Origin of the sequence: Burkholderia sp. DN3021 (genome assembly GCF_049805555.1) — a bacterium.
GTDB lineage: Bacteria > Pseudomonadota > Gammaproteobacteria > Burkholderiales > Burkholderiaceae > Burkholderia > Burkholderia pyrrocinia_C.
Window position 1 is genome coordinate 57,773 of record NZ_JBNCAB010000006.1, and the last position, 12,288, is coordinate 70,060.

Here is a 12,288-nt window from a genome sequence, read left to right on the forward strand (position 1 = left end):
TCTGTCTGTCTTTCTACCGCGCGCGTGCGCGCCGGCTGCGATACGTATCGAGCACGACCGCCACCACGATCACCGCGCCGGTGATGATCCGTTTCGTCGGCTCGTTCGCGCCGATCTGCGCCAGCCCCGCGGCCAGCACGGAGATGATCAACACGCCGAAGAACGTGCTGATCACCGAGCCGCGCCCGCCCATCAGGCTCGTGCCGCCGATCACGACAGCCGCGATCACCTGCAGTTCGAGGCCCACGCCCGCGTTCGGATCGGCCGCCTCGAGCCGCGAAATCTGGAACAGCGATGCGAGCCCCGCGAGCGCGCCCATCAATGCGAATACGAGGATTTTATACGGCCGCGGGTTAACCCCGGCAAGTCGGACGGCTTCCTCGTTCGTGCCGATCCCGACGAGATAGCGTCCGAACACGGTGCGCGTGAGCACGAACTGGGCTGCGATCATCACCGCGACCGCGATCAGGAATGCCGGCGAGATGCCGAGCGCGATCGGGTTCGACAGGAAATCGAACGCGTCGCCGATATAGGCCGTGCGCGAATTCGTCAGCTGATAGGCGAGGCCGCGCGCGGCCTCCAGCACGCCGAGCGACACGATGAACGACGGGATCCGCCAGCCGACCGTGACCGCGCCCGTCAGCGCGCCGGTGGCGGTCGCGACCGCGATCCCGATCAGCGCGGCCGGCAGCGGCCCCCACTGCCATTTCAGCGCGGCGACGCTGACCATCGACGCGGCGAGCGCAAGCACCGAGCCGACCGACAGGTCGATCCCGGCGATGATCAGCACGAAGGTCATCCCGACCGACATCACGACGAGATCGGGAATCTGGTTCGCGATCGTGCTGAACGTGTCGTAGGTCAGGAAATGCGAACTCAGCGCCGAAAACAGCGCGATCATCGCGGCCAGCGCGCCGGCGAGCCCGAGATAGTTCGACAGGCCGAGCCGCGTGCCGGACAGCGTGCGCGCGCGGCGCCCCGTCACGTCCTGCTGCGCGCCTGCATCGGTCGGGGATACGGGAGGCTGGGTCATTGCGGTCGTCCTGTCGTCGAAGTGCCGGGAGCGGCGCCCTGCGCCGGTCCCGCGTCCGGATGCTGCGCGCCGCCCGGCGGCGTCTCGCGGCCGAAGCCGGCGAACGCCGCGGCCAGCAGCGCATCCTGGGTCCAGTTGCCGCGCTCGAACACGGCGGTCATGCGCCCGGCCGACATCACGCCGATCCGGTCGCAGATCAGCATCAGCTCGCGCAGGTCGCTCGACACGACGACGAGCGCGCGGCCTTCGCGCGCGAGCGCGCCCATCAAAGTGTAGATCTCGAATTTGGCGCCGACGTCGATCCCGCGCGTCGGTTCGTCGAACAGCAGCACGCCCATGTCGCGCGCGAGCCAGCGGCCGATCACGACCTTCTGCTGGTTGCCGCCCGACAGCTCGCCGACCGCCTGCGCGGCGCCGTGCGTGCGGATCCGCAGCGCGTCGATCTGCCGCTCGGCGAGCGCCGTTTCGCGCGCTGTGTCGACGATGCCGCCGCGCGCGAGCCGGTCGAGCTGGCCGAGCGACACGTTCGCGGTGACCGACTGCGACAGCAGCAGCCCTTCACCCTTGCGATCCTCGGTAATCAGTGCGATGCCATGCTTCACCGCATCGACCGGCGAACCGATCCGCGCCGGTTTCGGCGGCTGGCCGACCGCGATCATCCCGGCATCGGGCGTATCGGCGCCGTAGATCAGCCGCAGCAATTCGGTGCGCCCCGCGCCGATCAGCCCCGAAATGCCGAAGATCTCGCCCGCGCGCACCTCGAGCGACACGTCCCGCACGGCCGACCCGCGTGTGAGGCCCGACACGACTAGCCGCGGCGCGCCGATATGGCGTTCGCCGAGATCGATGTGCTCGCCGACCTCGCGCCCGACCATCAGCGTGACGAGCCGGTCGGACGTCGTCGCCGCCATGTCGCCCGCATGCACGAGCCGGCCGTCGCGCAGCACCGCGACGCGCTCGGCGACGCGCGCGAGTTCCTCGAGCCGATGCGAGATGTAGACGATCGCGACACCGCGCGCCTTCAGCCGGTCGATCTGCTCGAACAGCAGCGCGACTTCGCGTGCGGTCAGCATCGCGGTCGGTTCGTCGAGGATCAGCACGCGGCAGTCGCCGATCAGGTTGCGCGCGATTTCGACCATCTGTTGATGGCCGATGCCGAGCGCGCCGACGGGCGTATCGGGATCGACCGTGTCGAGCCCGACCTGCGCCATCGCGGCGCGCGCGTCGTCGCGCAGCCGCGCGCGGTCGATGATCCCGAAGCGCCGCGGCAGGCGGTTCAGGAACAGGTTTTCGGCAACCGTCAGCGTTGGCAGCAGGTTCAGCTCCTGCATCACCATGCGCACGCCGAGCGCCTCGGCCTGCGTGCGGCTCGCCGGCGCATACGCTTGGCCGCCGAGCTGCATCGTGCCGGCGGTCGGTTCGACGAGCCCGCCGATGATCTTGGACAGCGTGCTCTTGCCGGCGCCGTTCTCGCCCGTCAACGCGAGCGCCTGGCCCGCCGCGAGCGTCAGCGTGACGTCGGCGAGCACGGGTTCGGCATAGGTCTTGCCGATGCCGGATACGGACAGCACCGGGGCGGCTGAACGGGAGGGTTGGAAGGTCGGTTCCATCGCGATCCTGGTTGCGGCCGCGCGCACGCGGCGCGCGGGTGTGACGCTCACTAGTGCATGTGCATGCCGTGGCCGTGATCGCGCTCACACCGGATAACGGCCGCCGCGCCCGATTCTTGAGGGCGGCGGCCGCACCGGCGCGGCGTCACTTCGTCACGAGATCCACCGGCGTCTCGACCACGCCGGACATGTCGGCCTGCTTGCGATGCTCGGCGATCGCCTTGAGCGCCGTGTCGATGCCGAACACGGCCTGCTTCGCCGCGTACTGATCGGCGGTCGCGAGCACGCGGCCGTCCTTCAGCATCGGCTTGATCGCGTTGATGTTGTCGTAGCCGACCACGGCCACCTTGCCCTGCTTGCCGGCCGCGCGCACGGCCGACACGGCGCCGATCGCCATGTTGTCGTTGCCGCACAGCAGCGCCTTCAGGTTCGGGTATTCGTTGAGCATCGCGGCAGCCACCGCATTGCCCTTGTCGATCTCCCATTCGCCGGACTGCACCGATACGACCTTCATCCCGCCCGCCTTCATCGCGTCCTCGAAGCCGGCCGTGCGCTGCTGCGCATTGGTCGTCGTCGACACGCCTTCGAGGATGCCGACCTGGTCGCCCGCCTTCAGCTTCTTCGCGAGGTAGTCGCCGATCTTGCGCGCGCCCTTGCGGTTGTCGGGGCCGACGAACGGCACGTTCAGGTTCTTCGACTTCAGCACGTCGGGATCGAGCCGGTTATCGATGTTCACGACGATGACACCCGCGTCGACGGCCTTCTTCACGACCGGCACGAGCGCCTTCGAATCGGCCGGCGCGAGCACGATCGCGTCGACCTTCGACACGATCATCTGCTCGACGATGCGGATCTGGTTCGCGGTGTCGGTCTCGTCCTTGATGCCATTGGTGATCAGGTCGAACTGATTCGCGTTGTGTTTCTGGTATTCCTTCGCGCCGGTTTCCATGGTCAGGAAGAACTCGTTGGCGAGCGACTTCATCACGAGCGCGACCTTCGGCTTGGCCGCAGATTGCGCGTGGACGGCCGGTGCGGCGGCGACCGCGACGGCGGCCAGCGCGGCGGTCAGGAAGCGACGGCGAAAGCGGACATTCATACACATCTCCTGGCGACTGGCCCGAAGGGCCGGACTGTTGTTTTAATGTAAGCAAACGTTTGCGCCACACTACCCGGGCAATGGCCATCGATGCTGCTGTCGGTACCACGGAATGGAAGCGAGGCAGACGGCCGACTGCCTGGCGCGTGCTGTTGTTTACGCGCCGCCGCCGGCTGGAAGCCGGCGGAGTGAAGGCTATGCTGTACCGATTCGCTTCGGCGCGCAACCTGTCTGATCAATATTTAAGGGTTTTTTCGGAGTGCGCGATCGTGCGTCGCGACGCGCAAAAGCCACACTTGCGCAGGCCGCCGCGCGTCACGCAGGGACCTGCGGCACCGGCTCGTCTTCATCGGCCGACGGCGGCTCGCCGAAGCGGTTCGCATGCGGCGTCCGGCAACGAAGCCGTTCATCACAAACTAAGCGATCGCGCCGACGATCGGCACGAAGTGCAGCAGCATCCACCACCCGACTTGTCGATGCCGTGCAACCGCTTCACGCCGACGGCAAGCAACGACCACACGGCGACGGCACATCCGCCGCTGCCTCGTGCATCGCCTCCGGCGCGCGCATGCCGCGCCGCCCGGGGCAACCACCCGAACGGCGCGCGAAGCGCTGCCGTCAGATGGCTTCGCGCAACATCCCCGCGATTTCTGCTTCGTTCAGGTGCGGCGCGAACATCTCGATCAGCCGGTACGCATACGCGCGCAGGAACGCGCCCTTGCGCAGCCCGACCCGCGTCGTGCTCGCCTCGAACAGGTGCTGCGTATCGAGCGCGACGAGGCCCGTGTCGCGCTGCGGATCGTAAGCCATCGCCGCGACGACGCCGATCCCCATCCCGAGCTCGACATAGGTCTTGATCACGTCCGCGTCGATCGCGGTCAGCACGACGTCGGGCACGGCACCCGCCGCCGTGAACGCCTGGTCGATGTGCGAGCGGCCCGTGAAGTCCTGGTCGTACGTGATGATCGGGTACTCGGCGATTTCGTCGAGCGTCAGGTTCTCGCGGCCGACGAGCGGATGGCCCTTCGGCACGACGACCGTGTGGTGCCACGAATAGCACGGGAACGTGACGATGTCCGGATAGCGGTCGAGCGCCTCGGTCGAGATGCCGAGATCGGCCTCGCCGTTCAGGATCATCTGCGCGATCTGCTGCGGGCTGCCCTGACGCAGCGCGAGATGCACCTTCGGGAACACGTCGGTGAACTGCCGGATCACCTTCGGCAGCGCGTAGCGCGCCTGCGTGTGCGTGGTCGCGACGACGAGGTGGCCGCTGTCCTGGTCCGCGAACTGGCGTGCGACGCGGCGCAGGTTCTCGGCGTCGAGCAGCATCCGCTCGATCAACTGGTGCACGGCCTTGCCCGGCTCCGTGAGGCCCGTCAGCCGCTTGCCGCGCCGAATGAAGATGTCGACGCCCAGCTCATCCTCGAGATCCTTGATCTGTTTCGACACGCCCGACTGCGACGTGTACAGCACGTTCGCGACTTCCGTCAGGTTCATGTTCTGGCGCACCGCTTCGCGCACGAACCGCAATTGCTGAAAATTCATGGGTATGCCTCTTAGGCTGTCGTTGTTTGATGGTCGAATCGGAGCGAATTCCGCCCCCTGCCCTGCATGCTCGCTTCAACGCGCGGGAAACACGCGCACTGCGCGCGGCACGGCCGTCGCGCCGTCGCCGACCTGCAGCGAGAGCGCACGCCATGCATCGCGATCGAGTTCCGCCTCGAGTGCGCCGCCCGCGCGCGCCTCGAGCTCGACGCGCACCGAGCCGCCCAGCGGGATCACGCGGCGCACGTCCACGGCGATGCCGTCCCGGTGCCCTTCTCCTGCCGGCCAAAGCTGCAGGTCGTGCGGCCGCACGTATGCGTTCGCGGGGCCCGCGAAGTCGGCGTCCACCTCGATCGGCGCAGCAGCGCCCTCGGCGACGAAGCCGCGCCCGGCGACCGTGCCCGGCAGCCGGTTCGCCGCGCCGAGGAACTCGTACACGAACGCGCTCCGCGGATGATCGTAGACGTCCTGCGGGCTGCCGACCTGCTCGACGTGGCCGCGGTTCAGCACGACGATTCGATCGGCCACCTCCAGCGCCTCCTCCTGGTCGTGCGTGACGAAGATCGTCGAGATGTGCAGGTCGTCGTGCAGGCGGCGCAACCAGCCGCGCAGCTCCTTGCGGACCTTCGCGTCGAGCGCGCCGAACGGTTCGTCGAGCAGCAGCACCTTCGGCTCGACCGCGAGCGCACGGGCCAGCGCGATGCGCTGGCGCTGGCCGCCCGACAGCTCGGACGGATAGCGCTGCGCGAGCCAGTCGAGCTGCACGAGCTTCAGCAGCTCGTGCACCTTGTCGCGAATCGCGGCTTCCGACGGCCGCTCGCGGCGCGGCTTCACGCGCAGCCCGAACGCGACGTTCTCGAACACCGTCATGTGGCGGAACAGCGCGTAATGCTGGAACACGAAACCGACCTGACGGTCGCGCGCGCCGACCGACGCGACGTCGAGCCCCTGCAGCACGACCTGGCCGGCGTCCGCGTGCTCGAGGCCCGCGATCACGCGCAGCAGCGTGGTCTTGCCGCAGCCGGACGGCCCGAGCAGCGCGACCAGCTCGCCGGGCGGGAAGTCGAGCGACACGTTGTCGAGCGCCGTGAAATCGCCGAAGCGCTTCTGAAGGTTACGGACGGTGATACCCATTCTGGTTGCCTCTTTACGATTTCGACGAAACGGCGGCGACAGGGCCGGCATGTACGGGAACGGCGTCGCGCGCGCCGGCCAGTTCGGCGGCGAGATGACGCTCGGCGAGCAGCTTCAGCGCGAGCGTGACGAGCGCGAGCAGCGCCAGCACCGACGCTACCGCGAACGCCGCCGCGAAGTTGTATTCGTTGTACAGGATCTCGACGTGCAGCGGCATCGTGTCGGTCACGCCGCGGATGTGGCCCGACACGACCGACACCGCGCCGAATTCGCCCATCGCGCGCGCGTTGCACAGGATCACGCCGTACAGCAGGCCCCACCTCACGTTCGGCAGCGTCACGCGGCGGAAGATCTGCCAGCCCGACGCGCCGAGCACGCGCGCGGCTTCTTCCTCGTCGGTGCCCTGCGCCTGCATCAGCGGAATCAGCTCGCGCGCGACGAACGGGAACGTGACGAAGATCGTCGCGAGCACGATGCCCGGCACCGCGAAGATGATCTGCACGTCGTGATCCTGCAGCCACGGCCCGAGCCAGCCCTGCGCGCCGAACAGCAGCACGTACACGAGGCCCGAGATCACCGGCGACACGGAGAACGGCAGGTCGATCAGCGTCGTCAGCAGCGCCTTGCCGCGGAATTCGAACTTCGCGATCGCCCACGATGCGCACACGCCGAATACGAGATTCAGCGGCACGGCGATCGCGGCGACGATCAGCGTGAGCTTGATCGCCGCCCATGCGTCGGGATCGGCCAGCGATTCGAGATAGAAGCCGACGCCCTTTCTCAGCGCCTCGACGAACACCGCGGCGAGCGGCACGACGAGGAAGAACGCGAGGAACACCAGCGCGATACCCGTGAGCAGCCAGCGCACGACGCGCGACTCGCTGACGGGGTCGAGCCGGTTCGCGGCGCGTCCTTGCGCGGCCGACGACGGGGTTTTCAGCACGACGGTGGCCTTCTGGCTCATTGCTGGCCTCCTGCCGCGGTTGCGGCGACGGTCGCGGGCGCGGGGCCGCTTGCGCCCTTGCCGGACGAGCCGCGGCTCGTCCGGCGCTGCAAATACCATTGCAGCGTGTTGATCAGCAGCAGCATCAGGAACGACACGACCAGCATCACGACCGCGAGCGCGGTCGCGCCCGCGTAGTCGTATTGCTCGAGCTTCGTGATGATGAGCAGCGACGTGATCTCGGATTTCATCGGCACGTTGCCGGCGATGAAGATCACCGACCCGTATTCGCCGAGCGCGCGCGCGAACGCCAGCGCGAAACCGGTCAGCAGCGCCGGCAGCACGGCCGGCAGCACGACGCGGCGGAACGTCAGCCAGCGCGATGCGCCGAGGCATGCGGCGGCCTCTTCCTGCTCGCGCTCGAAATCCTCGAGCACCGGCTGCACGGTGCGCACGACGAACGGCAGCCCGATGAAGGTCAGCGCGACCAGCACGCCGGCCGGCGTGAACGCGATCTTGATGCCGAGCGGCGCGAGATACTGGCCGACCCAGCCGTTGGTCGCGTAAACGGCCGCAAGCGAGATGCCGGCGACCGACGTCGGCAGCGCGAACGGCAGGTCGACGATCGCATCGACGAGGCGCTTGAACGGGAACGTGTAGCGCACGAGCACCCACGCGACGAGGAAGCCGAACACGGCGTTGATCAGCGCGCCGCCGAGCGCGGCCGAGAACGTCAGCCGGTACGACGCGAGCACGCGCGGCGACGTGACGGCGGTGACGAACTGGCCCCACGACAGCGTCGCGGTTTTCAGGAACGTGGCGGCGAGCGGAATCAGCACCACGAGGCTCAAATAGGCCACCGTGATGCCTAGCGTCACGCCGAAACCGGGCAGCGCGCTCGGCTTGCGAAAGGTGTACGTCGTCATCGGATGCTCTTGCTGGATCGATGCTGCTCATGGGCCCGACGCAAACGCCGGCGCGATGAATTGCGCCGGCGGCCCGTCGGGGATGCGGCGCGCTGTCGTGGCGCGCCGCTGTCGTTATGGCGTTACTGCGGCTTGTAGATCGAGTCGAACACGCCGCCGTCCGCGAAATGCGTCTTCTGCGCATTCGTCCAGCCGCCGAACGTGTCGTCGACCGTGTACAGCTTCAGCTTCGGGAACTGCTTCGTCAGTTCCGCCGGCACGCTCTTCGAACGCGGCCGGTAATAGTTGCGCGCCGCGATCTCCTGGCCCTGCGGGCTGTACAGGAAGTTCAGGTACGCGTCGGCCAGCTTGCGCGTGCCCTTCTTGTCGACCACCTTGTCGACCACCGCGACGGGCGGCTCGGCCAGGATGCTCACCGACGGCACGACGATCTCGAACTTGTCGGTACCGAATTCCTTGACCGACAGGAATGCCTCGTTTTCCCATGCGATCAGCACGTCGCCGATCCCGCGCTGCACGAAGCTCGTGGTCGCGCCGCGCGCGCCCGAATCGAGCACGCCCGCATTCTTGTAGAGCTTCGTGACGAACTCCTTCGCCGTCTGCTCGTTGCCGCCCGGCTTGTGCACCGCATACGCCCACGCGGCCAGGTAGTTCCAGCGCGCGCCGCCCGACGTCTTCGGGTTCGGCGTGACGATCGAGATGCCCGGCTTGGTCAGGTCGTCCCAGTCCTTGATCCCCTTCGGATTGCCCTTGCGCACGAGGAACACGATCGTCGACGTGTACGGCGACGCGTTGTCGGGCAGGCGTTTCTGCCAGTCCTTGTTGACGAGCCCCTTGTTCGCGAGCGCGTCGATGTCGTACGCGAGCGCCAGCGTGACGACGTCGGCCTGCAGGCCGTCGAGCACCGAGCGCGCCTGTGCGCCCGAGCCGCCGTGCGACTGCTTGAAGTTGACCGTCTCGCCCGTCTTCGCCTTCCACTCCTTGCCGAACGCCTGGTTGAAGTCCTGATACAGCTCGCGCGTCGGGTCGTACGACACGTTCAGGAAGGTCGTATCGGCCTGGGCGTGTGTCGCGACGCCCAGCGCCGCCGCCGCGCCCAGCGCGAGTGTTGCGATCAGGCGGCCCATTCCGCCCGCCAGCCCCGTATTGCGCTTCGCCATCCTTGGTTCTCCAGTGTTGTCGGTATTGCGATGTCGGGCCAGTCTAGCGAACGGCTTACATGATTAAAAATAATCGTTCCTCATTTTTTAATACTCAAAAGTGCTAACGCATACGGGATGGACGGTTGCGGCAGATGAACCGGCGTCCGGACGTCGCGAAATCGCGCCGGAACCGGCGCGATCGCGTCGAACCTCAAGTAACGCTTGAAATTCGCGAAGTACTGTATAAAAATACAGCTCACTGTCTATCCATACAGTTGAGCCATGACCAAACTCACCGCCCGTCAGCAGCAAGTGTTCGACTTGATCCGTCGCGCGATCGAGCGCTCCGGATTCCCGCCCACCCGTGCCGAGATCGCGGCCGAACTGGGCTTCAGCTCGCCGAATGCAGCCGAGGAGCACCTGCGCGCATTGGCGCGCAAGGGCGTGATCGAGCTGGCCGCCGGCGCATCGCGCGGCATCCGCCTGCTCGGCATCGACGACGCCCCGCACCAGTTCACGCTGCCGCACGCCGGCCTGATGCAACTGTCGCTGCCGCTCGTCGGCCGCGTCGCGGCCGGTAGCCCGATCCTCGCGCAGGAGCACATCTCGCAGCATTACGCGTGCGATCCCGCGCTGTTCTCCAGCAAGCCCGACTACCTGCTGAAGGTGCGCGGCCTGTCGATGCGCGACGCCGGCATTCTCGACGGCGACCTCCTCGCCGTGCAGAAGCGCACGGAAGCGAAGGACGGCCAGATCATCGTCGCGCGTCTCGGCGACGACGTCACGGTCAAGCGCCTGATGCGCCGGCCGGGCGGTCTCGAGCTGATCGCGGAGAACCCGGATTACGAAAACATCTTCGTCAAGGCCGGCAGCGCGGAATTCGCGCTGGAAGGCATCGCCGTCGGGCTGATCCGCTCGGGCGAACTCTGACATTCCGTCTCGCTGAGGAGAACATCATGGAACGCCTTGCCCGTCTGCTGCCTTTCCGTCAATTCGGTCGCCTGCGTCATCTGCGCGGCCGCACGCCTTGCGCACCGCTGTCCGCGGCAGCGCCTGTGAAAGAAGAAGTCGCAGTCGAACGGCAGGCGTCCCTGCTGCCGTCGGCGCTCCCCGCTTTCGCGCGGGTATCGCTGAATGCCGGCCTGAATCATGCGGAACCCGCGCGCCGCGCGCCGGTGCGCGTCTATCACGGCCGGTCGCGCCTGATCATGGTCGGCACGATCGATGCCGTGTGCCGGATGATCGATCGCTGCATCGCGGAGGAACGATCGGCCGCGCAAAGCGGTCTCTGATTGCGGAACATTCCCGCACCGGAGGCAACGTGACTGGATCTTCGGGCCGCACATGGCGGCTCAAGTCCCTGCTGATCGCCGTACTGGCCGTCGCCGTCATTGCGGCGATCGGTTATGCATACGCATCGCCATACGTCGCGCTCGGTCGCCTGAAATCGGCGATCGATTCGCGCGATGCGCAGGCCATCAGTGAATATGTCGATTTTCCGTCGCTGCGCATCAGCCTGAAGCAGCAGGTCACGGAAGAGTTGATGCGCCGGATCGACGCGGTGAAGAAGGAGAATCCGCTCGCGGTGATCGGGGCGCTGATCGGGTCCGCACTGATCGGCCCGATGGTCGATGCGTACGCGACCCCGGAGGGCGTGGCCGCGCTGATGAGCGGATTGCCGCCGCGCGGCAATCCGGGCGAGCGTCCGCCCGAATGGTCGAATCTGCCGCAAGGCAATGCACCGGCCGACACGCCGGCCGCACCGCCGGTCAATCCGGCTCCGGCAAGTGCAGCTGTTCCAGCCAGTAACGCGGCCGCTACGGCTGCGTCATCGCCGGCACCGGCATCTGCCGCGCCGGCCAGCGCGAACGATGCAACGCACACGCCGCATCAGCAGCAAACCAGTGCCGGCTACCGGAATGTCGATGAATTCGTCGTGACCTACCAGCGCAGCGCCGATGGCACGCGCTATGCGGCAGTATTCCACCGCTTCGGGCTGTTTTCGTGGAAGTTGTCCGCGATCGACCTGCATGCGTAGCCGGTCGCGCGCGACGCCCGCGCCGCGGATGCAGTGCGGCGCCTGACCGGTGCGAATCGCCGGTCAGGCGACCATTGCGTCATTGGATCATTTGCCGCTCGCCGTGGCCGCTTCACGCTCGCGCGCGATTTCGGCCTTCTGCTCCTCCGCCGACGAACACGCAACCAGAATGCTGCAGTTCACGCGATCGAGCAGTTGCGTATTGCCCGACCCCATCCACCATCTCGATAGCCCGCTGCGGCACCGGTGGCCGACGACGACGAGGTCGACCTTCAGCTCCGACGCGAGATTCGCGATTTCGTCGATCGGATAGCCGAACGCGAAATGGCCTTCGGCCTGCACGCCGCGCTCGCGCAGCCAGTTCACGCCTTCCTGCAGGATTTCGCGCGCGGTTTCCTCGAAGCGGCCGCACGCGACGTCGGTCAGCAAACCCGCGCTTTGTGCAATGCTCGAACGCATGTCGACGACCGACAGCAAGTGCGTTTCGGCCTTCAGGTCCATTGCGAGATTGGCGCCGCAACGCAGTGCCTTGCGCCCTTCGAGCGAGCCGTCGTAACACAGCAAAATCTTGTTGTAGCTAGCCATGAAACCTCCCTATCGCGACAACGAGCCTACGCATTCATCATGGTGCGCCGCAATTCAGGACGCAAGGGATGGAAAACGCTGATTCGCCCCGCTCGGCGCGTGCGCGATGATGCGGTGCACGATCGGTGCACACTTGCATCGCACCGTGCAGGCCTGCCCTGAAGAGACGCAGCCGATGCACTAGAATGGCTCGTTCGTATTCCAGCAGGCCATAACGTGCCGGCGTCGCGCGCTTC

At 67.0% G+C, this 12,288-nt stretch carries 12 protein-coding genes; 3 read left to right on the forward strand and 9 right to left on the reverse strand.

Annotated elements, in window-relative coordinates:
- Positions 1 to 13: 13 nt before the first annotated feature.
- The 8 genes from ACPUER_RS05310 to ACPUER_RS05345 form a co-directional block, all read right to left on the reverse strand.
- Positions 14 to 1,033 (reverse strand): ABC transporter permease, encoded by a 1,020-nt coding sequence (locus ACPUER_RS05310; RefSeq protein WP_175961487.1) that lies wholly within the window; start codon positions 1,031 to 1,033, stop codon positions 14 to 16.
- Positions 1,030 to 2,643, reverse strand: coding sequence for a sugar ABC transporter ATP-binding protein (locus ACPUER_RS05315; protein ID WP_425130558.1), 1,614 nt, complete (start codon positions 2,641 to 2,643; stop codon positions 1,030 to 1,032). Before ACPUER_RS05315 ends, ACPUER_RS05310 begins: the two co-directional genes overlap by 4 nt.
- 145 nt (positions 2,644 to 2,788) lie before the next feature.
- Positions 2,789 to 3,739, reverse strand: coding sequence for a sugar ABC transporter substrate-binding protein (locus ACPUER_RS05320; protein WP_175961489.1), 951 nt, complete (start codon positions 3,737 to 3,739; stop codon positions 2,789 to 2,791).
- 618 nt (positions 3,740 to 4,357) lie between these two features.
- Positions 4,358 to 5,284, reverse strand: coding sequence for a CysB family HTH-type transcriptional regulator (locus ACPUER_RS05325; protein WP_425130559.1), 927 nt, complete (start codon positions 5,282 to 5,284; stop codon positions 4,358 to 4,360).
- 75 nt (positions 5,285 to 5,359) lie between these two features.
- Complete coding sequence (locus tag ACPUER_RS05330) at positions 5,360 to 6,418, reverse strand: sulfate/molybdate ABC transporter ATP-binding protein (RefSeq protein ID WP_175961491.1); 1,059 nt, start codon at positions 6,416 to 6,418, stop codon at positions 5,360 to 5,362.
- A gap of 13 nt (positions 6,419 to 6,431) precedes the next feature.
- Positions 6,432 to 7,382, reverse strand: a complete 951-nt coding sequence (cysW, locus tag ACPUER_RS05335) for a sulfate ABC transporter permease subunit CysW (protein WP_175961492.1) — start codon at positions 7,380 to 7,382, stop codon at positions 6,432 to 6,434.
- On the reverse strand, positions 7,379 to 8,287 hold the full coding sequence (gene cysT, locus ACPUER_RS05340) for a sulfate ABC transporter permease subunit CysT (RefSeq protein ID WP_175961493.1): 909 nt from the start codon (positions 8,285 to 8,287) through the stop codon (positions 7,379 to 7,381). The genes cysW and cysT overlap by 4 nt, the downstream gene beginning before the upstream one ends.
- 122 nt (positions 8,288 to 8,409) lie before the next feature.
- Complete coding sequence (locus ACPUER_RS05345) at positions 8,410 to 9,447, reverse strand: sulfate ABC transporter substrate-binding protein (protein ID WP_175961494.1); 1,038 nt, start codon at positions 9,445 to 9,447, stop codon at positions 8,410 to 8,412.
- Positions 9,448 to 9,711: 264 nt separating this feature from the next.
- On the opposite strand from ACPUER_RS05345, the gene lexA reads away from it, so the two are divergent.
- The 3 genes from lexA to ACPUER_RS05360 are packed head-to-tail and all read left to right on the forward strand — an operon-like array spanning position 9,712 to position 11,467.
- The gene (gene lexA, locus ACPUER_RS05350; protein ID WP_009689103.1) at positions 9,712 to 10,359 is read left to right on the forward strand and encodes a transcriptional repressor LexA; all 648 of its coding nucleotides are present in this window, start codon (positions 9,712 to 9,714) and stop codon (positions 10,357 to 10,359) included.
- Between the two features lie 26 nt (positions 10,360 to 10,385).
- Positions 10,386 to 10,721 (forward strand): hypothetical protein, encoded by a 336-nt coding sequence (locus ACPUER_RS05355; RefSeq protein WP_175961495.1) that lies wholly within the window; start codon positions 10,386 to 10,388, stop codon positions 10,719 to 10,721.
- Between the two features lie 29 nt (positions 10,722 to 10,750).
- On the forward strand, positions 10,751 to 11,467 hold the full coding sequence (locus ACPUER_RS05360; protein WP_425130560.1) for a DUF2939 domain-containing protein: 717 nt from the start codon (positions 10,751 to 10,753) through the stop codon (positions 11,465 to 11,467).
- An 87-nt stretch (positions 11,468 to 11,554) separates the two neighbouring features.
- Here ACPUER_RS05360 and ACPUER_RS05365 read toward each other — a convergent pair whose 3' ends face one another.
- Complete coding sequence (locus ACPUER_RS05365) at positions 11,555 to 12,052, reverse strand: universal stress protein (RefSeq protein ID WP_034184109.1); 498 nt, start codon at positions 12,050 to 12,052, stop codon at positions 11,555 to 11,557.
- Positions 12,053 to 12,288: the final 236 nt, after the last annotated feature.